General features: G+C 71.6%; 18 protein-coding genes. 5 read left to right on the top strand and 13 right to left on the bottom strand.

All coding sequences use genetic code 11. The features are described 5' to 3' along the window. Nucleotides 1–75: 75 nt before the first annotated feature. Nucleotides 76–2,247, top strand: coding sequence for a catalase (locus WME96_RS29830; RefSeq protein ID WP_437284987.1), 2,172 nt, complete (start codon nt 76–78; stop codon nt 2,245–2,247). A gap of 92 nt (nt 2,248–2,339) precedes the next feature. Here WME96_RS29830 and WME96_RS29825 read toward each other — a convergent pair whose 3' ends face one another. The 6 genes from WME96_RS29825 to WME96_RS29800 form a co-directional block, all read right to left on the bottom strand. Beyond that, complete coding sequence (locus tag WME96_RS29825; protein ID WP_437284986.1) at nt 2,340–4,268, bottom strand: ABC-F family ATP-binding cassette domain-containing protein; 1,929 nt, start codon at nt 4,266–4,268, stop codon at nt 2,340–2,342. A gap of 174 nt (nt 4,269–4,442) precedes the next feature. Further along, on the bottom strand, nt 4,443–7,685 hold the full coding sequence (locus tag WME96_RS29820; protein WP_437284985.1) for a CARDB domain-containing protein: 3,243 nt from the start codon (nt 7,683–7,685) through the stop codon (nt 4,443–4,445). Between the two features lie 218 nt (nt 7,686–7,903). Continuing rightward, nucleotides 7,904–8,299: a type II toxin-antitoxin system VapC family toxin gene (locus WME96_RS29815; RefSeq protein ID WP_437284984.1), complete on the bottom strand. Its 396-nt coding sequence runs from the start codon at nt 8,297–8,299 to the stop codon at nt 7,904–7,906. Then, nucleotides 8,296–8,541 carry a type II toxin-antitoxin system prevent-host-death family antitoxin gene (locus tag WME96_RS29810; protein ID WP_437292377.1) on the bottom strand — a complete coding sequence of 82 codons (246 nt, stop codon included), beginning with the start codon at nt 8,539–8,541 and terminating at the stop codon, nt 8,296–8,298. Before WME96_RS29810 ends, WME96_RS29815 begins: the two co-directional genes overlap by 4 nt. Nucleotides 8,542–8,680: 139 nt before the next feature. After that, on the bottom strand, nt 8,681–9,520 hold the full coding sequence (locus WME96_RS29805) for an ABC transporter ATP-binding protein (RefSeq protein WP_437284983.1): 840 nt from the start codon (nt 9,518–9,520) through the stop codon (nt 8,681–8,683). A gap of 79 nt (nt 9,521–9,599) precedes the next feature. Beyond that, nucleotides 9,600–11,378: an SUMF1/EgtB/PvdO family nonheme iron enzyme gene (locus WME96_RS29800; RefSeq protein ID WP_437284982.1), complete on the bottom strand. Its 1,779-nt coding sequence runs from the start codon at nt 11,376–11,378 to the stop codon at nt 9,600–9,602. A 226-nt stretch (nt 11,379–11,604) separates the two neighbouring features. On the opposite strand from WME96_RS29800, the gene WME96_RS29795 reads away from it, so the two are divergent. Continuing rightward, nucleotides 11,605–12,390, top strand: coding sequence for an aldo/keto reductase (locus WME96_RS29795; RefSeq protein ID WP_437284981.1), 786 nt, complete (start codon nt 11,605–11,607; stop codon nt 12,388–12,390). Between the two features lie 68 nt (nt 12,391–12,458). Continuing rightward, nucleotides 12,459–13,406 (top strand): NAD(P)-dependent oxidoreductase, encoded by a 948-nt coding sequence (locus WME96_RS29790; RefSeq protein WP_437284980.1) that lies wholly within the window; start codon nt 12,459–12,461, stop codon nt 13,404–13,406. Nucleotides 13,407–13,541: 135 nt separating this feature from the next. Here the strand turns inward: WME96_RS29790 and WME96_RS29785 are convergent, their stop codons facing one another. Next, nucleotides 13,542–14,087 (bottom strand): hypothetical protein, encoded by a 546-nt coding sequence (locus WME96_RS29785; RefSeq protein WP_437284979.1) that lies wholly within the window; start codon nt 14,085–14,087, stop codon nt 13,542–13,544. A gap of 17 nt (nt 14,088–14,104) precedes the next feature. Here WME96_RS29785 and WME96_RS29780 point away from each other — a divergent pair, with 17 nt between their 5' ends. Together WME96_RS29780 and WME96_RS29775 are read left to right on the top strand one after the other, a co-directional pair. After that, entirely contained in the window at nt 14,105–14,626 is a 522-nt protein-coding gene (locus tag WME96_RS29780; RefSeq protein ID WP_437284978.1) for an FG-GAP repeat domain-containing protein, read from the top strand. A 268-nt stretch (nt 14,627–14,894) separates the two neighbouring features. Further along, entirely contained in the window at nt 14,895–16,787 is a 1,893-nt protein-coding gene (locus tag WME96_RS29775) for an FG-GAP-like repeat-containing protein (RefSeq protein WP_437284977.1), read from the top strand. A gap of 197 nt (nt 16,788–16,984) precedes the next feature. Here WME96_RS29775 and WME96_RS29770 read toward each other — a convergent pair whose 3' ends face one another. The 6 genes from WME96_RS29770 to WME96_RS29745 form a co-directional block, all read right to left on the bottom strand. Next, a complete protein-coding gene (locus tag WME96_RS29770; protein WP_437284976.1) occupies nt 16,985–17,470 on the bottom strand; it encodes a hypothetical protein in 486 nt (161 codons plus the stop codon). Nucleotides 17,471–17,654: 184 nt separating this feature from the next. Next, nucleotides 17,655–17,855 carry a hypothetical protein gene (locus tag WME96_RS29765; RefSeq protein WP_437284975.1) on the bottom strand — a complete coding sequence of 67 codons (201 nt, stop codon included), beginning with the start codon at nt 17,853–17,855 and terminating at the stop codon, nt 17,655–17,657. Nucleotides 17,856–18,240: 385 nt separating this feature from the next. Next, complete coding sequence (locus tag WME96_RS29760; RefSeq protein WP_437284974.1) at nt 18,241–19,557, bottom strand: MFS transporter; 1,317 nt, start codon at nt 19,555–19,557, stop codon at nt 18,241–18,243. A 336-nt stretch (nt 19,558–19,893) separates the two neighbouring features. Beyond that, nucleotides 19,894–20,670: a hypothetical protein gene (locus tag WME96_RS29755; RefSeq protein WP_437284973.1), complete on the bottom strand. Its 777-nt coding sequence runs from the start codon at nt 20,668–20,670 to the stop codon at nt 19,894–19,896. Between the two features lie 133 nt (nt 20,671–20,803). Next, nucleotides 20,804–22,099, bottom strand: coding sequence for a hypothetical protein (locus tag WME96_RS29750; protein WP_437284972.1), 1,296 nt, complete (start codon nt 22,097–22,099; stop codon nt 20,804–20,806). 303 nt (nt 22,100–22,402) lie between these two features. Then, nucleotides 22,403–24,376 (bottom strand): hypothetical protein, encoded by a 1,974-nt coding sequence (locus tag WME96_RS29745; protein ID WP_437284971.1) that lies wholly within the window; start codon nt 24,374–24,376, stop codon nt 22,403–22,405. Nucleotides 24,377–24,494: the final 118 nt, after the last annotated feature.

Genomic DNA, 24,494 nt, shown 5'->3' with positions numbered 1-24,494 from the left:
CGCGACGCGCGCCCCCTCCACGCATCCAATCGCCACCTGCGCACCGGAGATCGGGCAGGAGGATGGGGAGGACGCATGGCCGAACAAGGCAAGAAGGGCGGGAGCCCGGGGATCAACGCGCACAGCAAGATCGATAGCCTGGAACCTCACCGCGAGGACCTGACCGGCACGGTCCTCTCGACCGACCAGGGCATCCGGATCGACAGCACCGACGACGCGCTCAAGGCAGGGGCCAGAGGGCCGACGCTCCTCGAGGATTTCCATCTACGCGAGAAAATTACGCACTTCGACCATGAGCGCATCCCGGAGCGCGTCGTCCACGCGCGCGGGTCGGGGGCGCACGGGTACTTCCAGGTCTACGAGTCGATGGCCGAGTACACGAGGGCGGCGTTCCTGCAGGATCCGAGCGCCAGGACGCCGGTCTTCGTGCGGTTCTCCACCGTGGTCGGCTCGCGCGGGTCGGCGGACACGGTCCGCGACGTGCGCGGCTTCGCGACGAAGTTCTACACGCCCGAGGGGAATTTCGATCTGGTCGGCAACAACATCCCGGTCTTCTTCATTCAGGACGGCATCAAGTTCCCGGATGTCGTCCACGCGATCAAGCCGGAGCCAGACCGGGAGATCCCACAGGCCTCGTCCGCGCACGACACCTTCTGGGACTTCGTCTCGCTGATGCCGGAGTCGACCCACATGATCATGTGGCTGCTCTCGGATCGCGCCATTCCGCGGAGCTTCCGCATGATGGAGGGCTTCGGCGTCCACACCTTCCGTTTCGTCAACGCGCAGGGCAAATCGCGCTTCGTCAAGCTGCACTGGAAGCCGTTGCTCGGCGTGCACTCCCATGTCTGGGACGAGGCGCAGGAGCTCGCCGGCAGGGACCCGGACTATCACCGCCGCGATCTCTGGGACGCGATCGAGCGGGGGGATCACCCCGAGTACGAGCTCGGCGTGCAGATCATCGAGGAAGACGACGAGTTCGCCTTCGACTTCGATCTGCTCGACGCGACGAAGATCGTGCCGGAGGAGCTCGTGCCGGTGCGCCGCATCGGCAAGCTGACGCTGAACCGCAACCCGGACAACTTCTTCGCCGAGACCGAGCAGGTCGCGTTCCACACGGCCAACGTCGTGCCCGGGATCGACTTCACCGACGATCCGCTGCTCCAGGTCCGGAACTTCTCGTACCTCGATACCCAGCTCCTGCGGCTCGGCGGCCCGAACTTCCCGCAGATCCCGATCAACCGCCCGCTGGCTCCGGTGCACAACCAGAACCAGGACGGCTTCATGCAGCAGCGGATCAAGCAGGGCCGGGCGAATTACGTGCCGAACTCGCTCGCCGGCGGCTGTCCGATGACGGCGTCGTGGGAGTCGGGCGCCTTCGTGCACCACGCCGAGCGGGTCCTCGGGCTCAAGGCGCGCCTGCGGAGCGACACCTTCAAGGATCACATCACGCAGGCGAGGCTCTTCTGGAACAGCCTCTCGGCGCCCGAGAAGAAGCACCTGATCCGCGCCGCGCGCTTCGAGCTCGGCAACGTCGCGACGCGGCACATCCGCGAGCGCATGGCCGCGCGGCTCGGCGAGGTCGACATCGACCTCGGCAGGCTGGTCGCCGAGGGCATCGGCGTCGCCCCGCCCGCGGGCCAGCCCCAGGCGCCTGCGAAGGGCGGGTTGACGGGCAAGCGCTCCGTGGACGCCTCGCCGGCGCTCAGCATGGAGAACACGGTGAAGGACACGGTGAAGAGCCGGCTCGTCGCCGTGCTCGCGGCCGACGGGTTCAGCGGCGCCGAGCTCGCCGCGGTGAAGGCGGCGCTCGAGGCGGCGGGGGCGCACGCGCAGGTGGTGTCGACGCGCCTCGGGGCGATCCACGGCGACGACGGCAGCGCGGTGGAGGCGGAGAGGTCGCTGCTCACGGCGAGGTCGGTCATGTTCGACGCGGTCTACGTCCCCGGCGGGCGCGCCAGCGTCGAGGCGCTCGCGGCGACGGGCGAGGCCGTCCATTTCGTCAACGAGGCCTTCAAGCATTGCAAGGCGATCGGCGCGACGGGCGACGGCGTGGCGCTCCTCTCGTCGTCGCTCATCCAGGGCGTGGCGCTGGCCGGCGCGCAGGGCGCGGGCCCGCTCCTGTCCGACAAGGGCGTCGTCACGCTGCGCGACCCCGCGGGGCTCGTGCCGTTCAGCCACGAGCTGCTCCGGGCGATCGCGCAGCACCGCCACTGGGATCGCGAGGACATCGCGCAGATCCCCGCCTGACGGCGAGGTCGGCGGGGCCCCACCCCGCGCGACGAACACCCTCTCTGGGGGCTCGCGAGGCAGATCCCTGGCAGGATCTCTGACCCGCGGTGCTAAGGCGCCCCGAGCTCCGCGATCTCCTGCTCGAGCTGCTCCCACTCCGCCATGAGCGCGTCGATCCGCGGCCCGAGCGCCTCCTCCTCGGCGTTCAGCGCCGCGACCTCCGCCTTGCCCGTGCGCTCGAAGAACCCGTCGCTGCAGTACAGGTCGTGGATCGCCTTCTTCCGCGCCTCCGCCGCCTCGATGGCCGCGAGCACCTTGTCGCGCCGCGCCGGCAGCTCCTTCTGCCGGTTGCGCCGCCGCTTCTGCTCCTCCCAGGAGCCGCCCGCCTCCGGCGCCGCCGCCGCCTTCTGGTGCTCGCGCTTCGCCTTGAGCACCACCGTGTCGGCGTCGAGGTGATCGTCGCCGCAGCCGGCCAGGTACTCCTCGTACGTGCCGGGGAAATCGCGCGGGCCCGTGGGCGTGACCTCGAGGATGCGCGTCGCCAGCTCGGACACGAAGAAGCGATCGTGCGAGACGAAGATCACCGTCCCCTCGAACGCCTTGAGCCCCTCGACGAGCCCGTGGATCGCCTCGAGATCGAGGTGGTTCGTCGGCTCGTCGAGCACGAGCACGTTGGGCCGCTCCACGATGATCCGGCAGAAGATGAGCCGCGCCGCCTCGCCGCCGGAGAGCGAGCCGACGCTCTTCTCCACCTCGTCGCCCGAGAACAGCGCCTTGCCGAGCTGGCCGCGGACGTAGCTCGGCGACTCGTCGGGGCACGCCGCCCACAGGAAGGAGAGCGGCGTCATCGACCCGTCGACGAGCAGCTCGCGGTGGTCCTGCGCGAAGTAGCCCACGCGGGCCTCGTGACCCCACGACGCGCCGCCGGCGTCGGCTTCTAGCCGGCCCACGAGGATCTTGAGCAGGGTCGACTTGCCGAGCCCGTTCGGCCCGATGACCGCGACCCGCTCGCCCCGCCGCACCGACAGCGACACGTCGCGCAGCACCTGCTTCGCGCCGTACGCCTTCGAGATCCCCCGCGCCTCGAGCACGTCGCGGCCGCTCGGCCGCTGGACGGCGAACCGGAACGCCGGCGTGCGCCGCGACGTGTCGGCGAGCTCCTCGACCTCGATCTTCTCGATCTGCTTGAGCCGGCTCTGCGCCTGGCGCGCCTTGGTCGCCTTGGCGCCGAACCGCTCCACGAACGCCCGCTTGTCGGCGATGATCTTCTCCGCGCGCGCGATCTCGGCCTGCTTGCGCTCGCGGATCGCCTGCTTCTCGACGACGAAGGCGGCGTAGTTGCCCGTGTAGAGCGTGATCGTCTCGTAGTCGACGTCGAGGATGTGCGTCGCGACGTTGTCGAGGAAGCGCTGGTCGTGGGAGATGACGACCGCGCAGCCCTTGTAGCCGGCGAGGAACTTCTCGAGCCAGCGGATCGAGAGGATGTCGAGGTGGTTCGTCGGCTCGTCGAGCAGCAGCACGTCCGAGCCGCCGAGGAGGACCTGCGCGAGGAGCACGCGCAGCTTGAAGCCGCCCGACAGCGTCGAGAGCGGCCGCCGGTGCGCCTCGACCGGGATGCCGAGCCCCTCGAGGACGGCGCTCGCGCGCGCCTCCAGCGTGTAGCCGTCGTGGGCGCGGATGCGGTCCTCGAGGTCGGCGACCCGGCCGGGATCGCCGCCGCCGCCGTCCTCGGCGAGGCGGCGCGACTCGACGAGCGCCTCCCACACGACGCGATCGCCCATCATCGCGAGGTCCAGGATGATCTGGTCGTCGCTGAGGAACCGGTCCTGCCGGAGCACGCCCACGCGGGCGTCCTTCGGGATGCTGACGTTCCCCTCGGTCGCCGGCTCGTCGCCGGCCACGATCTTGAGGAAGGTGGTCTTCCCCGAGCCGTTGGCGCCCACGAGGCCGTAGCGGGAGCCCGGGTTCAGCTTGAGCGAGACGCCCTCGAAGAGGGTCCGATCACCGAAGGATTTCGCGAGGTTCGATGTTCCGAGCATGGCGCTGTGGGGGCTCTTGTCGCGCGGCGCGGCGGCGGCCGGAGCGGCGCGGCGGCGGCCGGAGCGGCGCGGCGGCGACGGCGGCAGAGGCGGCGCGGCGGACAGACATAGCACCGGCGCTCGCGACGAGCGCCGGCCTTCGTGCGCGGCGGCGGCGTCAGGGCCGCCGGCGCGTCACTGGATGGGCTGGCACTGGACCTTGTCCGAGGCGGCGTCCCTGTTGTTCCCGTCGTTGCACTCGTCGATCGCGCCGTCCGGGTCGACGACGCCGTAGATCAGGATCGAGAGGTTCCACGGGAACTCGCCGATGGTGGGGGTGAGGTCCACGCTCTCTCCCGGCGCGATCGGCCCCGCGACGACCTCCTCGTGGAGCGCCGTCCCGCCCTGGCCCGGGTCGCCGGCGTAGTAGCGGACGCGCACGTCGCTGGCCGGCGCGGAGCCCGCGTTGAGGATCTTCGTCGGGACGTCGACCTGCTGCATCTGGCACTTCGCGTCGGTCACCCGGCCGATCTCGATCTGGAGATCGGGCAGCGCGCTGCCGGCGTCGAGCGGCAGCGTGAGCTCGTTGTTGCCCTCCTCGCACTCGCGCTCGATGCCGCTCTCGTCGACGACCGCGCGCACGCGGGCGGGGAGCGTCCCCTGCGGGTTGTTCGTGGCGCTGTAGCTCACCGTGAGGAGCAGCGAGCTGTGCGGCTCGATGCTGGTCTGGAGGACCGCCTGGAGCGGGGCGAGCTCCGCGTCGTAGAGCGGCTCGGCGACGGCCGGGGAGTCCCACTCGCCGTAGAAGCCGATGACGACGCCGGGGCCCACGCGGAGGTCGCCGAGGTTGTCGACGCGCACGGTGATGTCGACGTTCTCGGTGAGCTCGCCGCAGGCGGCGTCGGGCGACGAGACCTGGATGCCGCTGAGCGAGAGGTCCGGCGCGATCCCGTACGACCGCGGGTTCGAGCGGTAGGTGTTGTAGGCGCGGCCGCCGTACGTCTTCCAGCTCTCGGGCTCGCGCACGGGGATGCCGCCGCTCTCGAGCACGTTCGTCACGTGGTAGCTGTGCTGGTTCCAGATGCGGCGGGCGGAGACCCAGAGGTCGTTCTGCGCGCCCCAGACCTCGAGGCCGTTGTTGTAGTCGACGCCCGCCGAGCAGTTGGTGGACTCGTTCGAGGTGGCGAACACGATCTCCGCGTTGCCGTCGTTGTCGACGTCGGCGACGATCGGGTACTCGGACCGGGTGCGGCTCGGGGAGTGCTCCTTGAACAGGACGCCGGCGGTCACGCCGTCATAGATGCGGAAGTAGCACTCGTCGTTGTAGATGACCTCGGCGGCCCCGTCGCCGTTGAAGTCGAACACGCTCGATCCGGTGGCGCGGCTGGAGTCGTCCTCGGTCTCGCGCTGCCAGCCGTTGTGGTAGCAGACGCAGGTGCGCGCCTGCTGGTTGCACGTCACGGCGCCCGGGGCGCCGCAGTCCTCGTCGGTCTCGCACGGCTGCCCGTTCGGCGTGCGCGGGGGGTTGGGCAACCCCGTGCCGGCGTCGTTGATCGGGTTAGGCCACGCGGGGCACTCCGCGGTGGGCTCCTGGAGGTCGAGCATCACGTAGCGCAGGCCGAACGCCGTGCCGATCTCGGGGAAGCCGTCGCCGTCGAAGTCGTCCACGTTCGGCGCACCGCCGTCGCGCGTGGCGCCCAGGCCCATCACCGTGTGGCGCAGGATCGTGCCGTCCTGCCCGTCGAGCACGTAGAAGTACCCGTCGTTGAACAGGATCACCTCCGGCTCCTCGTCGAGCGGGTTGTTCGGGCCGGGCGGGGCGGCCTTGTTGCCCCCGAGGACGTCGGCCACCGCGCAGAACCCGTCGCGTCGGGCGTCCGGGATCGGCGTCGGGCCGGTCAGGTTGACGGCCTGCCCGTCCCAGGCCACGAGGAGCTCCCCGTTGCAGAACGCCGTCGCCTCCGGGTCGTCGTAGGGGGGCGCGCACTCGGCCCTCCTCGTCACGCCAGAGGGCGGGCGGGGGAGGGCGTACGCGGTGCTGCCCGCGACGATCTCCAGCCGGTGGTCGTCCCTGAGGTTCGCGATGCACGTGATGGGGCCGAGCCGGTTCGCCGGGTTATTGGGATTCCCCTGGATTCCCTGCGTCAGCTTGCCCTTGAACTGGTCGACGATCGAGAGCACGCGGGTCTCTGCGTCGACGTGGAGCGTGAACACGTTCGCCCCGACAACGATCTCCGGCAGCCCCTCGCCGTCGATGTTGGCGATCGACGGCGCCGGCTCGTTGTACCCGGTCCAGAGGTTGTTCGCGAGGAGCCGGGTCTCGCCCGTGTTGCTGAAGATCTGGAGCCCGGAGGTCTCGGTGATCGCGACGATCTCCGGCGCGCCGTCGTTGTCGAGATCGCCGACGGCCAGCGAGGCGGTCGGCAGGAGCGTCGCGTCGCCGCAGCGGTAGGCCACGTCGAGGGGGTCGCCCTCCTTCCAGAGCTGCGCGCCGAGCACCGCGAAGTAGTTGCGCCCCTTGTCGGGGCCGCCGCCGTGGATCGCGCGGAGGACGCCGCTGTTGCCGTACGTCGAGCCGCAGAAGGTCGTGAAGATGATCTCGGGGAAGTCGAGCTCGTTGATGCGCCCGTCGCCGTTGTCGTCGTCGAGGTTGGCGACGAGCGGCGTCATGACGTTCTGCGCCGAGGTCGGGAACGGGCTGTCGACGGCGCTCGAATTGGCGCGGTTCTGCCCGCCCCACCGGATCTCCATCTGCGGCAGGACGTTCGCGAACGGCTCCGGTTCCAGCAGGCACGTGGGCGCGTCGCCGGTGCCGGTGCAGGAGCCGACCTCGCACGAGGCGTAGGTGGGGCAGTCCCAGTCGTCCTCGCAGGGGCAGTTGGCGCTGCCCATGCCGTCGTCGGTGCACGTGCTCTCGTAGTAGGCCTCTCCGCCGCACGTGAAGAGCTCGCGCGTGGCGCTGCCGTTCGACAGGCACTGGAGGAGGCTGTCGCCGTCGCAGGTGCGCTCGCCGGCGGTGCAGGCGTCGGCGACGCAGATGGTGCCGTTGCAATACCTGTCGGTGGGACACTGGAGATCGCTGCGGCAGCCGATATCGACGCAGATGGCGCCCCCTTCTGCGGTCGTCTGGCACTCCTCGGTGGGGCCGCACGAGAGGTCGTCGCAGGTGTTGTCGACGCAGGTGGCCTGTCCGTCCTGCAGCTCACAGCGCTGGTCCGGCCGGCAGTCGACGCCCTCACAGCCGTTCTCGCCGCCCGCGCCGCCCGAGCCGACCGTCGTGCCGACGAACACCCCGGTGCTCTCGCTGGTGCTGCCGCCGCCCCCGCCGCCGCCGCCCTCGCCTGGGGGCGTCACGATCTCCGGGTTGCTGCAGGCCGCTGCAGCGAGCAGCAACGAAGGAAGCGCGAGGGGAAGCAACCGCCGGGGGCGCATGGGCATGAGGCGATTGTACGGGCGCGCTGTCGCCATGGAAGCGCGTTCGCGCGCGGCTTCGTGCGCGGAGTGGGAGCTCTGCGCACGATGGGCGTCGCGCGCGGCGGAGGTCAGCGGCGCGGGGGTGGGGGGGCTGCGCGGGACGGGCGCGGCGGGCAGGGGACGGGCTCAGCGGGCGCGCGGCAACGACGGCTCGATCTGCCTGCGATGGATTCGCGGCTCCATCACGACCCGGCCCAGAGCAATGTGGCGCCGTAGCGGGTGAGGAGCTCGTCCACCGTGACGAGCGCCGCGCCCTCGCACAGCGCCTGTGCCACCAGGAGACGATCGAACGGATCTCGGTGATGGTACGGCAACGCCGCGGACGAGATCGCGTGGCGGGCGGTCATCGGAAGCTCGAACGCACCGAGCGCGGCGATCGCCCGCGGGACGAGCAACTCGGGGCTCTCGGGCAGTGGAAGCTTCCCGATCGCGTGCTTGACCGAGATCTCCCAGGCGCTGGCAGCGGAGATCAGGATGATGTTGTGGGGATCCTCCACAGCTTGACGCGCCGCCGCTGCGAGGCGCTCAGGCGTGAGCACTGCCCAGAGCCACACGTGAGTGTCGAGGAGCAGCTTCACGTCTCCCCGTCTCCCTCGAAGGCGCGTAGCATGTCCTCGGGCAAGGGGGCGTCGAAGTCGTCGGGGACCTCGAACAGTCCTCGGAGCGCCCCGAGCTTGCGCGCCGGCGGTGTGGGCCCACGCGGGGCCGACTCCTCCTCGAGGATGATCACCTCGACGTTCTTGCCCACGAGGGCGGAGAGCTCCGGGATGTGGAGGGTCTCGGAGGTGACCTGCGTGTGAATCCGGATCGCGTTGGCCATGGTAGACACGCCGGGAGTCTAGCGCAGGTGAGGAATCCCGCGGCCACGGCGATCCAGGGGCGAGGAGGAGGTCTACCGGGAGGCTCCCTGCTGCGCCTCCCCCTCCGCGCCTCCCCCTCCGCGCCTCCCCCTCCGCGCCTCACGCCCCGCCGCTCTCCAGCGCCTCCTGCAGCGCGCGCACCTCGCGCGCGAACGCCGGCTCGGTGCGCAGCGCGGCGGTTCGCTCGTCCGGCAGCGCCAGCGTGCGGTCGGCGACGATGCGCGCCGGCCGCGGGGACAGCACGACGGCGCGCTCGGCGAGGTAGGCGGCCTCGGTGATCGAGTGGGTCACGAAGAGCACGGTCATGCCGAGCTCGGCCCACAGGGCGCGGAGCTGATCGTCGAGCCGGCTCCGGGTGAGCTCGTCGAGCGCGGCGAACGGCTCGTCGAGCAGGAGCAGCCGCGGGCGCGTGATCATCGCGCGGGCGAGCGACACGCGCATGCGCATGCCGCCGGAGAGCTCGGCCGGATAGCGCCCGCCCGCGTCGTCGAGGCCGACCTGGAGGAGCGCGGCCCGCGCCGCGGCGTGGCGCTCCTCGAGCGGCGCTCCGGCGAGCTCGAGCGGCAAGGCGGCGTTCTCGAGGACGCTCCGCCAGGGCAGGAGGTGCGCGTCCTGGAACACGTACGCAATCGGCGCGCGCGCGCGCGCGCGCTCGCCCGCGCCGCCCGGCCCCTCCTCGGCCTCGACGACCGCGGCGCCGGCGTCGGCGCGATCCAGCCCGGCGACGAGGCGCAGCAACGTCGATTTGCCGCACCCGGACGGCCCGAGCAGCGCGACGAACGCGCCCGGCGCGATGTCGAGGTCGATGCCGTCGAGCGCGACGACGCCGCCGGCGGCGCCGCCGCCCTGCGCGCGGCCCGCGTCGTCGAGCACGGGGAAGACGCGCCGGATGCCGTTCAGCCGCACGCGGACGCCGCCGCTCGCCGTGGCCTTCTTCATCTGCGCCGGCCGTTCTATCCGCGCCGCCCCGGGTTGGCCAGGCGTTCGTGAGCCGCGGGCGCCGCGCCGCCGGCGCCGGTCAGCTCGACGACGCCGTGCGCACGCAGCGGAAGCCGCCGTCGGCGAAGCGGTAGTGCGCCTCGAAGCTCGTGCGCGCCCAGGTGCGGAGCGACTGCGCGCCGTACATCCATGAGCCGCCGCGCATCACGAGCAGCGGCCGGTCCGGAGGCCGGGTGTTGCGCGGGTTGTGGGTCGGACCGTCCGCGTAGAAGTGCGGATCGTCGTAGTCCTCGCACCACTCCCAGACGTTCCCGGCGAGGTCCAGGATGCCGTAGGGCGACGCGCCCGCCGGCAGCGAGCCGACAGGCACCGTCCCGCCCTCGCGGTTGTCGTGGTTCGCGCGCGTCAGCCCCGGCTCGGCGCGCCCCCAGGGGTACTTGCGTCCGTCGGTGCCGCGCGCGGCCTTCTCCCACTCGGCCTCGGTCGGCAGGCGCTTGCCGGCCCAGTTGGCGTAGGCCCGCGCGTCGTCCCACGACACGTACACCACCGGGTGGTCCTCGAGGCCCGCGGGGATCTCGCCCCGCCTGAAATGGGAGAGGAACCGGCTCGCGTCGGCGTCGTCGGGGCGATACCCGGTCACGTCGACGAACGCCTTGAACTGCCGGTTCGTGACCGGCGTGCGATCCATGTAGAAGGCGTCGACATGGACCCTCCTGCGCTGCTGCCCGCTCAGGAACGGCCCGCCGGGGACGAGGATCATCTGCTCGCCGGTCTTCTCGCGGACCGTCGGCGCGAGCTCGCGCGCGTCGGACGTGGGCCGCGCCGGGGAGGGCGAGAACGCCGCGAGCGCCTCGTCGAGCCGCGCCCGGAACTCCGCGCACGAGGCCGGCCTCCCGGCCGGATCCTTCGCGAGCGCGTCCAGGATGAGCCGGTCGAGGGCAGGGGGGATGTCGGGGCGGAGCGACGAGGGGGGCGCCGGCGGATCGGCGACGTGGGCCATCATCACCGCGAAGTGGTTGGGGCTGTCGAACGGCACCTGCCCCGTCGACAGCTTGTAGAGCGTCACGCCGAGAGAGTAGATGTCCGAGCGCGGGTCCGCGGCGTGAGGGCTCTTCACCTGCTCGGGCGACATGTAACAGCACGTCCCGAGGAACGCGCCGCTCAGGGTGTAGGTCGTCCCCTCGAGGATCTTGGCGATGCCGAAGTCGACGATCTTGGGCATCAGCCCGTCCTTGCCGGTCGTGACGAGGATGTTGTCGGGCTTGAGATCGCGGTGGATGATGCCCATCCGGTGCCCCTCATCCATGGCGTCGAGGACCCCGCCGAACAGGGCGCGGATCTCCTGGAACGGGATGCGCCCGCGCCACCGCTCGAGGTGCCGCACCAGCGTCGACCCCTCGACGTACTCCATGACGATCGCGAGCAGGTGATCGCGCTCGACGAAGTCGTAGACGGAGACGACGTGCTCGTGGCTCCAGGAGCGGAGCACCCGGGCTTCCCGCGCGAACCGCCGCCGGATCTCCGGGTTGCCGCAGAGGTTCGAGTGCAGGCATTTGACGGCCACGACGCGCTCGCGCGCGCGGTCGTGGGCGCGGTAGACGACGCCCATGCCGCCCTCGCCCAGCGTCGACTCGATGCGGTAGACGCTGATCTCCGTGCCGGGCAAGAGCCGCACGGGCGGCAGCGGCAGCGAGGGCGGCGGCTGCCCCCCGGCGCCGAGCTGCGTCGCGGGGAACGCCGTCGGCGCGTAGCCGGGGCCAGGGTCGGTGACGAGCTGGCCGCACGAGGGGCAAAAGCGGGCGTTCTCCGGGAGCGGAGCGCTGCAGCCGGCGCACCGGGGAGAGGCGTCCTGGCCCATCGGTCGCCGGGGAGTCTCGCACAGGTCGGGGCGGCCGTGGGCGGCGAATGTGCGGCGCGCCCGCCGGCCGGCGAGCGCGCCGGCGTCGCGATCCTGCGCGGCGGGCGCGGCGCTCCTGGGCGGTGGGCGCGGCTCCTGCGCGGGCGCCGCGCGTCGCTCGATGTGCTCTCCCGGCGCGCTCTACCGCGAGTACGATGACATCGACCGAGGTGGTAGGATCCGGCGCATGGACGACTGGCTCCACCGCGCGCCGACCGCGCTCCGCGGCAAACGCGTCTTCCGGATGGGCCTCGCGGCGAACTACGGCATCGACGAGGACGGCGTGCGCGCGGCGATGGATCGCGGCGTCAACCTCTTCCTCTGGACGATGCGGGCCGGCGGGCTCGGCAACCCGCTGCGCGAGGCGCTGAAGCAGCGCCGCGATCGCGTGGCGGTGGTCGGCTTCGCGCAGGCCGGCTGGTTCGGCTGGGGCGTGCGCAGGGGGGCGGAGAAGCTCCTGAAGGAGCTCGGGACCGATCACCTCGACGTGTACCTGCTCGGCTGGCTCGGCGTCGGCTCCGCGTGGACGAGCGCGACGGAGCGCGAGCTGGTCCACCTGCGCGAGAGCGGCAAGGTGCGCGCGCTCGGCGTGAGCATCCACGACCGCGCGCGGGCGGGCGGCCTCGCGGCGTCCTCGCCGCTCGACCTGCTCATGATCCGCTACAACGCGGCGCACCCCGGGGCGGAGCGGGACATCTTTCCGCACGTGCAGGGCGGCAAGCCGAGCGTCCTCGCCTACACGGCGACGGCGTGGCGGCGCCTCCTGAAGAAGCCGAAGGGCTGGGACGGACCGGCGATGACGGCGGGCGACTGCTATCGATTCCAGCTCTCGAATCCGCACGTGGATCTCGCGCTCACGGGGCCGAAGAGCCGCGCCGAGGTGGAGGCGAACCTCGACGCGCTCGCGAAGGGGCCGCTCACCGCGGACGAGGAGGCGTGGATGCGCGATTTCGGGCGGGCGGTGCACGGATGAGCGATGCACAGAGGAGCGATGCACGGACGAGCGGGGCGTCGATGGGCCGGATGGTCGTCGCATGCACGATGACGTTCCCTGAGGAGGCCGAGCGCCTCCTCGCCGCGGGCGTCGCGCCGCACGAGCTCGCGCTGCCCGGCGCGCGCTCCGCGGAGAACCTCGCCGTGGTCGGGCGGGATCCGGTGGTGCGGGGCGCCGACGTGGTCTTCGGCCAGCCGCACCCGGACGACGTGTGCGCGGCCCCGCGCCTGCGCTGGGTGCACCTCAGCACCGCGGGCTACACCCGTTATGACGTGGAGGCCGTGCGCGCCGCGCTCGCCGCCCGCGGCGCCGCCCTCACGACGAGCAGCGCCGTCTACGCCGACCCCTGCGCGGAGCACGCCCTGGCGTTCCTGCTGGCAGCGTCGCGGCGTCTACCCGAGTGCCTGGAGAACCAGCTCGGCGCGCGCGGCTGGCCCGACGCGCCGGTGCGGTCGCGGAGCGCGCTGCTCCGCGGCCGGCGGGTGCTCCTCCTCGGCTTCGGCGCCATCGGCCGCCGGCTCGCCGAGCTGCTCGCCCCGTTCGAGGTGGAGCTCTGCATCCTGCGCGCCCGCCCCCGCGGCGACGAGCCCGGCCGCGTCGTCGCCCCGGAGGCGCTCGGCGACGCGTTCGCGTGGGCGGACCACGTGGTCTCGAGCCTGCCTGCGGCCGCGGGCACGCGCGGCCTCGTCTCGCGCGCGCTGCTCGCGCGGATGCGCCCGGACGCGTGGTTCTTCAACGTCGGCCGGGGCGCCACCGTCGACCAGGCGGCGCTGCTCGAGGCGCTGGAGGCGCGCCGGCTCGGGGGCGCGTACCTCGACGTGACGGACCCCGAGCCGCTGCCGCCGGAACACCCGCTGTGGCGCGCGCCGGGCTGCTACGTCACCCCGCACACGGCCGGCGGGCGGCGCGAGGAGCCGTTGGCGCAGGTGGAGCATTTTCTGGCGAACCTGCGGCGGTTCGAGCGGGGCGAGCCGCTTTTGGACCGCGTCATCTGAGGCCGCGGCGCGGACGCGCTCGCGAAGGTGCGGCGCACGGCGAACCGCAGAGAAACATGCTCTTTCAACCCAGGGCAGGTTCCGCGGTTGGCGCGTGACGTCTCCGACGTGTTCGGAGTTCCTTCCTCCGTGCGATCACTGGGTGAGCACGAGGCTGTCGACCAGGCCCGTGGTGTTGCTGACGGGCGTGCCGAGCAGGCACCCGACGACGCTGCCGAGATAGCTGATCCCGGATGTGACCTTGGTGGCAGAGTCTCCGGCGTGGCGACCGGCGGTGACCGTCCCGGAGAAGATGGCGGTCTGGCCGACGACGGTGGGGGCTGACCAGCCGATGGTGCTGGTGCCGCCGGTGGCGTCGTTCCAGGTGACCGTCTCGGTCTCCGGTGGTCCCGCGGTGACGGGCACGCAGCCGAGGGACAGCGAGAGGGAGGCGGCGCCGGTGGCGCTGGGGCCGATCGCGCAGGTGTCGTAGTCGAAGGCTTCGGTCACCGTGACAGTCTGCGGGGTGACGGTGACCGCCGGGCTGAAGGATCGGTCGAAGGATCCCAGGCATTGAACGTCGATGACCGCTGCGCGCGCGGGCGCGGCGAGGGTGAAGCACACCGCGGCTGCGGAGGCCATGAGGGTGGCGGCGGTGAGCTGGGCGATTCGCAGCGTGTTGATCTTCCGGTTGCGGAGCATGGGTCATCCCTCCTGTGGTGACGAGCCCCGGCACCGCACGCCTGTCGATCCTCATCAACCAGGGCAACGGCACGTTCGCCGCGCCGGTCGCCTACACCAACTCCGCCAGTGGCCAGACGGCGGGCATCGCCTTTGGCGACGCCGACGGCGACGGCAAGCTCGACATCCTCTCGAACGGCGCGGCCGGCCGGTTCCTCTTCTTCTTCAAAGGGAACGGCAACGGCACGGTCGCGAGCGGCGTCGCGTCCACCGCCTCGCCCACCGCGAGCGCCAACTCGGCGCTGGGGGTCGTCGCCAGCGACTTCAACGGCGACGGCAAGCTCGACGCCTACATCCTGGTCACCTCCTCCTCGGGCGGCGTCCGCCCGATGACCGGCAACGGCAACGGGACCTTCGTCTCGGGCCCGGTCGTCCCGACCGGCACCTCGCCCGGCGCCAACGCCATCGCCGCCGCGGACCTCGATGCCGATGGGTACGACGATCTCATCCTGACCAACTGGGGATCCGGCGCCCTCACCGTGATCCCCAACGGTCTCTGACCCCACTTCTCGCCCTTTTTCATTTACGTGGCTCGCCTGGTTGAAGCATCCTGCGTGAGCTGAAAGTTCTCCATCGACGGCGGATCGTACGCAGTCGTTCCGCACGATGAGGGGCGCGCTCTGCAGCTGAGGCATTCACGCAGCAGCAGCAGTAGCAGCGGAGCGCGCCTGGACCCGGGGGCTTGGACGACCTGACATTTCTCCAACCAGCGCAGGCTCGACATCGCGCGGCACCCCCCGGCTTCAACAAGAAAGCAGAGGACGACCCATGAGCCATCGCAAGAGCTCTCTTTTCAGCTGTCTGGCGATCCTGGCATTCTCCAGCCTGCTGTTCGTGAGCTGCACCAGCGCTGGCCCCTCCGTGGCCGACGGCGATGACGACGAGCACGCCTGCCAGAGCGGCACGTGCACTGATGTGAACGAGTGCGCCCTGGGCACCGACAACTGCGACGCGAACGCGGCGTGCACCAACACGCCGGGCGCCTTCACCTGCGCTTGCAACGCGGGGTACGAGGGCGACGGTGTGACGTGTACCGATGTCGACGAGTGCGCCCTGGGTACCGACGACTGCGACACGAACGCTACGTGCACCGATACGCCGGGCTCCTTCACCTGCGCTTGCAACGCGGGGTACGAGGGGGACGGTGTGACGTGTACCGATGTGAACGAGTGCGCCGGAAGCCCGTGCCAGAACGGCGGGGCCTGCGCCGACGGCATCAACAGCCACACCTGCGCGTGCCTGCCCGGCTACACCGGCACCAACTGCGAGACCGACATCGACGAGTGCGCCGGAAGCCCGTGCCAGAACGGCGGGGCCTGCACCGACGGCATCGACAGCTACACCTGCGCGTGCTTGCCCACCTACGAGGGGACCAATTGCGAGGCGTGCGAAGGCAGCCTCGCGGACTGCAACGGGCTCACGTCCGACGGCTGCGAGGTGAACCTCCAGAGCGACGCCTCCCACTGCAACACCTGCAACCTCGCGTGCGCGGCGGGGCAAATCTGCTCGAACGGCGGCTGCCAGGATCCGCCCTCCGGTCAGGTCCCCGGCACGCCGATCGATTCCTCCGTTCCCCACGGCCCGCTGGCCCCGGCGGTCGCCGATGTGAACGGCGACGGCAAGCTCGACATCCTGTTGGCCAACGCCGAATCCGGTTCGTCGACGACCCCATCCGGGTCGCTCTCCGTGTTTCACGGCAACGGCGACGCGACCGTCCAGCCGGAGCTCTACACAACGGGCGCCCCGCTCTCCAGCAACGCGGTCGTGGCGGTGGACGTGGACGGCGACGGATGGCTCGACGCCGTCACCGTCGACGGCCAGACCGACCTGCCCACCAGCGACGGGAGCATCAGCGTCTACAGAAATCGGGGCCCGAGCGCGCCCGGAACCTTCGACACGCCGACGAGCTTCACCACCGGCACCCCGGGCTCCATCCACCTCTGCGCCGGGGACTTCGACAACGATGGGGCGGCTGACATCGCCACCACCAGCGTGGCCCTGAACCAGGTCAGCGTGATCATGGGCACCGCCGGGGGCAGCTTCGGCGCGCCCACCCTCATCTCCATCGCGAGCACCGGCGGCGTGCAGTCGAGCATCGCCTGCCGCGATCTGAACGGCGACGGCTTCTCCGATCTCGTGGTGACGAGCCCCGCTTCCGCGCGTCTCTCGATCCTCATCAACCAGGGCAACGGCTCGTTCGCCGCGCCGGTCGCCTACACCAACGCCGTCAACGGCCAGACGGCGGGCATCGCCTTCGGCGACGCCGACGGCGATGGCACGCTCGACATCCTCTCGAACGGCGCGGCCGGCCGGTACCTCTTCTTCTTCAAAGGGAACGGCGACGGCACGGTCGCGATCGGCCTTCAGTCCGCCGCCGGGTCCAGCGCGATCGCCAACTCGGCGCTGGGGGTCGTGGCCAGCGACTTCAACGGCGACGGCAAGCTCGACGCCTACATCCTGGTCACCACCTCCTCGGGCGGCGTCCGCCCGATGACCGGCAACGGCAACGGGACCTTCGCCTCGGGCCCGGTCGTCCCGACCGGCACCTCGCCCGGCCCCAACGCCATCGCCGTCGCGGACCTGGATGGCGACGGGTATGACGATCTCGTCCTGACCAACAGGGAATCCGGCACCCTCACCGTGATCCCCAACGGACTCTGACCTGCCTTTTCGCCCTCGCGCTGCGTGTCGTCCGGGAAGTCCACGGACGAGACCGGTCGGACTGGCACGCAGCGCTCCCCGAAGCTCGACGGAGCGACTCCCGATCTCCCCCCTCCCGCGGGCACGTAGCAGGCTGTCTGTGAGGTGAGGGGAGAAGGGAGGGGCTCACTTCCTGGGCACCGCCCGCGCGGGGGCCGTCAGGGGCTCGCCTTCGCGCGCCGGCCGGTGAAGGTGTCGGAGGCGATGGGATCGCCGGTGTCGCTCGAAGGGTCGAGCGGATCTTCCCCGTCCTCGAAGGTGCGCACGACGAGGGAGCCGGCGATCTCGTCGCAGCCCTGACCGACCGTGTCGAGGACGATGTCGATCCGGGCCGTCGTCAACAGGGTATTGTCCTCGTCGTACACGAACGCGAACAGCGCGCCTCGAGCGCCGTCGTTCCCGACCTTCTCCCAGCTCCCCTGCTGGTTGGAGAAATTGTAGAGAGGCTGCGTCGAGGTGGTCCCGAAGAAGGACCCGTCGGCCGCGAACGTCCAGAAATCCCTGGCCCCGCCGGCTTCCGAGATCAGGTAGGTCCCGGCGCAGCTGGAAGGGAAGCCGCCGGCCAGGGTGGGCGCCGGCCGGAGCGCGAGCCCGAGGGCCGCGAGCGGGAGCAGCGAGAGAGCGAGCAGGAGCCTTTTGCGCATACGGTTGTCGATCCTTTCCACGGACCAGGTCGCGCGCCCTCGGCGCGTACTCGCGCCGGGGCCGCGACAGGTCCGTTCCAACGAGCGTGGAGAAGCCATCTCTTATCTCACGGCGGCGGCGTGCCGGAGGCTCTCTTCGGTGCGACGAGCTACGGCGCGGGCGAGCGATGGTAGGGATGCCCATTCAGGTATCACAATCGAACACCGTGACCGGCGTGGCGGCGGGATCGAGCGGGTCGACGCCCGTGGCGAAGATCTTGCCCTGGCAGCTCGCCGTGAGCGTGTCCTTGCCCGGAGCGAACACAAGGACGTAGTCGACCACGGCGATCCCGGAGAACGCGGGCGCGGCGCCGGTCAGATCGAAGTTGAGGTTGAGCATGCGCACGGAGATCGTGTGGTTCCCCGCGCGCCGCCAGGAGCCCAGGCTGTCGCTGAACGTGAACCCGCCGGCGCCGAGTCCGGCGGGGTGGTGTCGGCCGCGCAGGCAGCGAGTACCAGGGCCACGAGGGACAGGACGGGCACGCTGGTGAGGGAGCGCAGGGGTCTCATGATGGACAAGTCCTCTTTGGCGGCGGCCCGCGCGGGGACGCCGCCCTCTGTTCGTTGATCGCAGGGCCCGCGGCCGCCTGCCTCGGAGGGGCATGTGCCGTGACCGCGGACGCTACGTCCCGCAGCCGGGCGCGCGATAGCGTAGTTCACAATGATTCGCTGTGAATCACACCACCGCGCGCCCACGTCGTCGGCTCTCCGGGGAATGCTCGGGTGCGAGCTCATTGCAGCACCGCCGCGCCCGCGTGGCGCCGGGCTCCATCATGCTGTCCGCCCAGCGCAAAGGCCAGCGCGGCCGCGAGCGCGACCAGCGGCGCGACCTGCAGGGCGCCGAGGAGGCCGAACCGGTCGGCGAGGACGCCGGTCACGAGCGGCGCCAGGGCCATGCCGAGCAGGTTGTTGGCCAGCCCCAGCGTCGCGAACGCGGTCGCGCGGATCGACGCCCGGATCATGCTGGCGACCATGGCGCTGGCCGGGCCGGCCGTGCCTCCGGCGAACAGCGTCCCGGCCCCGATGAGCACGAGCTGCATGGGGCCTGCTTCGAGCCGGAAAGCCACGCCGAGCAAGGTGCAGCAGGTCAGGCTGTAGGCGAGCGCCATCCGCCACGGGCGAGCCGGCTGGCCGCGACTCAGCCGATCGGTCAACACACCGCAGGCGATCATGCCGGCGCCGCCGATCAGGACGAAGACGGCCGCCGCGGCGCCCGCCCGATCGACCGTCATCCCGTAGTAACGGTTCAGGTAGCTGGGCATCCAGGTCAGCACGGCCCCCATGACGAACAGGTGCAGACCGCTGCCCACATAGACACAGACGATCGAGAGCGTCGGAAACAGCGCCTTCAGCACGGAGCGGAGCGTCATCGGCTGGCGCGCAGGGGGCCGCGCGACGGCGGCGTGCTGGCCCTCCTCCAGCGCTGGTCGCAACCGCTGTTCGGTGATGGCGAAGCGGTAGATCGCAGCGAGGACGAGGCCGAACAGGGCCATGACGCCGAACGACCAGCGCCAGCCCAGCCTCGCCGCCACGTGGCCGCCGAGCGCCATGCCCAGCACGGCGCCGAAGGCGCCGCCGGCCGCGAAGGCGCCGCTCAGGCTGGCCCACTGGTGGCGCGGGAACACCGACAGCACCACGGCGATACCGACGCTGCCATACGCGGCTTCCCCGACGCCGACGACAAAACGGGCGACGAGCATCTCGCCGAAGTCGGCCGACAGCGCGCAGCCCAGCGTCGCCACGCTCCACAGCGTCGCCATGAGGGTCAGGCTCCGGACGCGGCCCAGGCGATCGGCCAGCAACGACAGCGGAATGGCGAGCAGACCGACCGTCAGCGCCACGGCGCCGCTCAGGGCACCGAGCTCGGTATCGGACAGGCCCCACTCCAGCTTCAGCGACGGGAAGACCGCGTTCAGGACCTGCCGCGACATGTAATCGGACAGCAGCAGGCCGAAGCTCAAGGCAAAGACCAGCCAGGCGTAGGCGCGCGGCACGGCGGGGGTCTCGGGGAGATGGTCCACCTTGGATTCGTGGGAATGCGGTGCCAAGAGGGGCTCCTTTCGTGTCCAGGCGCAGCGGTCCCCTGACGCGCGGAGCGTAGGCGGGGAGGCGATCCGAGGGGGATGAATCCGCCGCGGCCCGGGCCGGGATCGCCTTCTCTGGCGCGCAGTCACCCGCTTCAAGGCTTGAGGCGGCCGACCTGGCCGCCCAGCCGGCGATTTCAAGCTTTGAAACGGCACTTCCGGCCGCCCAGCTGGCGATCTCGAGGCTTGATCCGCCCCGCTGGCCCGTCGGGTCGGCGGTCTCAAGCCTTGAAACGGCCGACGCGGCGGCCGAGCAGCCCGCTGCAAGGCTTGATGCAAGCCTTGCAGCGGGCCGCGGGCTCACGCGTCCGGCGGGGCGGCCGGCTGGGCAGGCGCGGCGGCCGGCTGGGCAGGCGCGGCCGGCTGGGCAGGCGCCGCCGGCGCGGCAGGCGCCGCCGGCTGCCCCGGCGGCAGCGCGTCGCTCACGCCGCTCGCGCGGTGCACCTCGGCCAGGTCGTCGAAGATCAGCGGCAGGAGCTCGGGCTTGCCGAGGTGGGCGAGCAGCCCGCGCACGAGGCTCTTGTTGGCGTTGTACACCGCGAGCCACGCCTCGCGCGCCGTCGACACCTCGGGGCCGAGCTCGAGCCGCTCGACGCGCGTGGCGCGCTGCTGCCGCTCGACGATCCCGAGCTTCTCGTGCACCTCTCTGAGCTCGGCCAGCCACAGCTCCGCGCCCCGGATCTTCTCGCGCTGCCTCTCGAGCTCGTCGGCGATGTGCCCGACCGCGGCCGTGAGCTTCGTGATCCGCCGGCGCGCCAGCACGCTCGGCGCCTCGCCGCGGAAGAACACCTTGGGATCGACCGGCCTGCCCTTCAGCGAGTCGAGGTACGAGGCGAACCGCACGATGACGTCCCGCGCCTCCTCGAGCACCGCGTTGCTGTCGAGCTCCGGCGCGGGCTTGGGCTGGCGATCCAGGACATCGGACATCGCCTGATCGGCCAAGAGCTGCTTGCCGAGCGCGAACTCCACCATGCCGTCGAGCGGCGGGAGCTTGCCCATCAGGACCGCGGCCATCTGCTCGCGCGCGAACTTGCCGTAAATCTTCGTCTCGAAAGGATCGATGTAGGGGTCTGCCACTGGCTCCTCCTTGGGGTGAGCAAAACGGGCCGATGGTGGCAGGGTACGAGCGGGCATGGCAATGCCCGGCGACCGCATCGCGGCCCGAGGGCACGAATCGGGCGCCGCGATCGGCACGAATCGGGCGCCGTGATCAATCGCGTCGCGCCTCCGCCCGGAGCCGCCGCAGGAGCTCCTCGCGATCTCCTGCGTAGGTGCCTTGCGGGAAGTCGCGCCTGTGTCGCTCGAGCAGGAGCCGCGCGGCGTTGCCTCGACCGGCGGCGAGCGTCGCGATGGCCCGCCGGATCAGCCGGCGCTCGCCCATCGCCCGAGCTTCGTCGTCCCGAGCGCGGACCGGCGGACGGCGCGGCCTCGCCGGGTCCGTGTCTTGACGCGCGATCTCGAGGGCGCCGCCCGCGGCCCTGGCCGCCATCTCCGCCGAGGGCACCTCGACGGTCCGACACCCGAGGCGACGCTGGACCGCACGGCCGCGGAGGAGCCGCGCTGTCCCGCTCCGCGCTAGAGCGGGCGGCCGATCCGGGCGCGGATCTGCGCCTGCACATCCTCTGGAAGGGACCGCAGATAATCGTCGCGGCAGCCGCAATGCCTCGTCCGGCGCGAGGAGGACCCGCTGCTCGGGCGGCAGCCCGGCGAGCCGCTGCTCGGGCGGCAGCCCGGCGAGCCGCTGCTCGGGCGGCAGTGCCGCGAGCAGCTGCTCGGGCGGCAGCGCCGCGAGCAGCTGCTCGGGCGGCAGCGCCGCGAGCAGCTTCTCCACCGGCAGCCCTGGCAGCAGCGCCTCGATCGGCAGCTTCGTCAGCAGCGTCCGCATCACCTCGTCAAAGCCTTCCAGCTCGCGCATCGCCATCGCGATCTCCTCTGCACCGATCTGCTCGGCCAGCCACCGGCGGGCCTCGGCCGTCCGCGCCTCGCCGTGACCGAGCAAGTGTAGCAGATCGTCGCCCTCGTCCTCGGCCACCGTGGCGAGCTCGACCACGTACAGCGCGAACGCTCCTCCCTGGAGCTGCCAGTAGCCGCCGGCGAGGTCGAGCCAACCCAGCCCGAGCGCCGCGGCATCGGCGTCGAGCGAGCGGGTGCGCGACGGCAGCAGGACCACGCCGGCCAGGTCGGCGCGCGGGCCGAGCCGCCTCGCAGCGCCCGCATAGTGCAGCGATATGTAGCCCCAGAGCCGATCGAGATCGCGTCTGCGGTAGGTGCGCCGGACGCTCTTGAACTCGACGATCGTCTCTCTCGGCAAGAGAGGCCAGAGCCTCCGCAAGGTGCCGGCCGGCTCGCGGGCATCACCCGGCGCGTCGTTGCGCAGCAGGAGGTGATCGGCGCGGGGCGGCTCGGCGGAGAGGGGCACCTCGCTCTGGATCCGGAAGTGGCGCGGGCGGCGCTGGCGCAGCAGCGCGGTGAGCAGCACGTGCCAGGCGGTCCGGGTGGAGCCCATGGCGCCCCAGTACTCGATAGCTCCGGCGCAGGACAAGAGAACATGAGCCTGCGATGAGCCTCCCATGGTCCCTGTCTCATCGCATTACGATGATAGGTAATCTTTCGTCACGCCTTTTTGAGGAGCAGGCGCGCCGCGTCGACACCAGGGCGCGCGCGGCCCCGAGGCGGCGGGGTTGGCGCGGACCGCCGCCAGCGCCCCTCAGGGCGCCTTCCTGCCGATGAGGATGTCCTCGGACGACAGCACTCCATGGCGGGCGGCGAGCTCTGGACCGACGATCGCCGGAGGCGGGATCGCCCAACGCTAGCGGGCGAAGGTCGACCCGTTCCAGACGTACCGCACCGGCTGCGCTCCCCCCCACGGCAGGAGCAGCGGCTCGAAGCCGCCGACTGGCCCCTTGTCCTGGTTGAACGGATACGTCTGCTCCGTCCATTCGGTGGCCCGCCCCGGGGCGAGCTCGATCCCCACCTTGTCGCCCACGCGCACGAACCTGAGCTCGCCGGCGACCTTCTTGTCGCCGATGCTGCGCGCGACCTCGGCCGCGAAGACGCGCTGGATGCTCTCGCCCTCGATCCGGAAGATCTGCACCACGTCGCGGTCCACCGTCCCGCCGCCCGCCTCCTTGGGCGCGGCCGCGCGGACGGTGCCGTGGACGATGATGTCCGCCTTGCCGTCGCCGGTGAGATCGCGCGCGCTCACCGAGCGGATGTCGGCCGGGGACGAGAACTGGGCGAGCGTCATGAACGCGTACCCCGCGCCGCCCCGGAAGCCCTTGCCGAACACCACGATGTCGCGGTCGTGCAGGAGCACTCGCTCGGGCTCGCGGCCCCCGGCCACGTCGGCGCCCAGATCGAACCGCGGCTTGCTCGACGACGCGCTGCGGTCGCGCCGGTACAGCGCGTACACCTTGTCGAGCATCTCGGCCGGCGAGAGCGCGGGCTTCGCCGCGGCCCGCGGCTCCTCGGCCCTCGCCGGTCGCGGGCCGTCCGCGCGCGCCACCGCGACCGCCGCCTGCCGCTCCTCGCTGGCCTTCGTGAACGCGCCGCCGTTGAGCTTGTAGAGCTGCGACTTGATCGGCCCCCACGGCAGAAGCAGCGGGTCGTACGTCGTCTCCACCCCCTCCCCGTAGTTGCTCGCGTCGTACCGGGTCGCCTTGCCCGGCTGCACGCGGATCGCCATCTTGCCGCCGTCGGGCACGAAGTCGACCTCGTTGACGACCGAGCCCTTGTCGGTCGCGATCGCGACCTCGTGCTGGAAGATCGGCCGCGGCGTGTCGCCGGCGCCGAACTGGAGCACGTGCAGCACCTCGCGGTATTTCGCGCCGGTGCCGGAGCGCTTCCTCAGGATGAGCTCGGCCTGGCCGTCGCCCGTCAGGTCGCGCGCCGTGAGCGACGGGAGCATCCCCTCGCTGGCGTCGACCCCGAGGTCCTCGAAGTAGTACTGCGCGCCCTTCCGGAACCCGGGGCCGAGGACGACCAGGTACCGCTCGTAAACGGTCACCCGCTCCCGCATCGCGTCGCCGGCGACGTCGGCGACGAGGTCGTACTTCGGGGCGCTGCGGATGCCCTTGCTCCTCAGCAGGCCGTCGATGACCGCGAGCTCGGGCTCGGTCGCGAGCGGCGACAGCGACGCGTACGCCTCCGATGCGGCGCTGCCGACGACCGCGTCGACCCCGCCGCCACCGTCGGCGTCGTGGACGAAGAGCCCCGCCCGCAGCCCGACCCGGGTCGTCGCCGCCTCGGGGAACGCCGCCCACGGGATGCTCGCCTCCAGCGTGTACCCGCCGCCCCGGGGCGCCTCGACCACCCTGGCCCCGGCCACCGCCTTGCCGCCCGGGACCTTGGCGCTCCCCGCGGTCTTGCCCGGCTCGCCCGGGTACAGCGCGACCTCCTGGACCTTGCCGCCCGGGAAGCCGAGGACGAGCTTCACGTGATCCGCCCCGCCGCGCAGGGCGTCGTCGGTCACGTCGGCCGCCACGTAGACCCGCGCGTCGTCGTAGGCGATGGCCACCTGCGCGGACAGGTCGGCCTTGCCCGGCTTGCCCTTCACCCGGGTGCCGAGGGCGGTGAGCGCCACCGGCCACTCCTTCGGGACCCCGTCGAGCTTGAGCCACTTCGACTCGACCAGCGGCGCCGCGAGCGGCGTCCCGGCGGCGAGGGCGGGGGAGGGCGCGGCGGCCGTCGTCAGCGCGGCCAGCGCGACCGGCGCGAGCGCGGCGAAGCGGGGACCGAGGGCAGGAGCCCCCGGCGCACGGAGGGTGGGTGTTCGGCGTCTCATGAGCTCGGGTTTGGACGCCTCTCCGCGCCCGCTTGTTCTTACCACGAGCACTTTGTTTCCGGATCGTCCGGCGTGAGCGCGCTCGGGGCCGCGACGGCGGGCCGGGACGACGCCCCAC

The sequence above is a fragment of the Sorangium sp. So ce406 genome, from assembly GCF_051474675.1.
Taxonomy (GTDB): domain Bacteria; phylum Myxococcota_A; class Polyangia; order Polyangiales; family Polyangiaceae; genus Sorangium; species Sorangium cellulosum_G.
The sequence above is the reverse complement of the archived record's forward strand: the minus strand, read 5'-3'. Positions and strand labels throughout refer to the sequence as shown.

Excerpts from the sequence above, each read along its gene's own strand:
- WME96_RS29820 (WP_437284985.1), bottom strand. The coding sequence starts at position 7,685 with ATGCCCATGCGCCCCCGGCGGTTGCTTCCCCTCGCGCTTCCTTCGTTG.
- WME96_RS29775 (WP_437284977.1), top strand. The coding sequence starts at position 14,895 with ATGAGCCATCGCAAGAGCTCTCTTTTCAGCTGTCTGGCGATCCTGGCA.
- WME96_RS29785 (WP_437284979.1), bottom strand. The coding sequence starts at position 14,087 with ATGCTCCGCAACCGGAAGATCAACACGCTGCGAATCGCCCAGCTCACC.
- WME96_RS29805 (WP_437284983.1), bottom strand. The coding sequence starts at position 9,520 with ATGAAGAAGGCCACGGCGAGCGGCGGCGTCCGCGTGCGGCTGAACGGC.
- WME96_RS29745 (WP_437284971.1), bottom strand. The coding sequence starts at position 24,376 with ATGAGACGCCGAACACCCACCCTCCGTGCGCCGGGGGCTCCTGCCCTC.
- WME96_RS29800 (WP_437284982.1), bottom strand. The coding sequence starts at position 11,378 with ATGGGCCAGGACGCCTCTCCCCGGTGCGCCGGCTGCAGCGCTCCGCTC.
- WME96_RS29825 (WP_437284986.1), bottom strand. The coding sequence starts at position 4,268 with ATGCTCGGAACATCGAACCTCGCGAAATCCTTCGGTGATCGGACCCTC.
- WME96_RS29790 (WP_437284980.1), top strand. The coding sequence starts at position 12,459 with ATGACGTTCCCTGAGGAGGCCGAGCGCCTCCTCGCCGCGGGCGTCGCG.
- WME96_RS29750 (WP_437284972.1), bottom strand. The coding sequence starts at position 22,099 with ATGGGCTCCACCCGGACCGCCTGGCACGTGCTGCTCACCGCGCTGCTG.
- WME96_RS29795 (WP_437284981.1), top strand. The coding sequence starts at position 11,605 with ATGGACGACTGGCTCCACCGCGCGCCGACCGCGCTCCGCGGCAAACGC.
- WME96_RS29830 (WP_437284987.1), top strand. The coding sequence starts at position 76 with ATGGCCGAACAAGGCAAGAAGGGCGGGAGCCCGGGGATCAACGCGCAC.
- WME96_RS29810 (WP_437292377.1), bottom strand. The coding sequence starts at position 8,541 with ATGGCCAACGCGATCCGGATTCACACGCAGGTCACCTCCGAGACCCTC.
- WME96_RS29770 (WP_437284976.1), bottom strand. The coding sequence starts at position 17,470 with ATGCGCAAAAGGCTCCTGCTCGCTCTCTCGCTGCTCCCGCTCGCGGCC.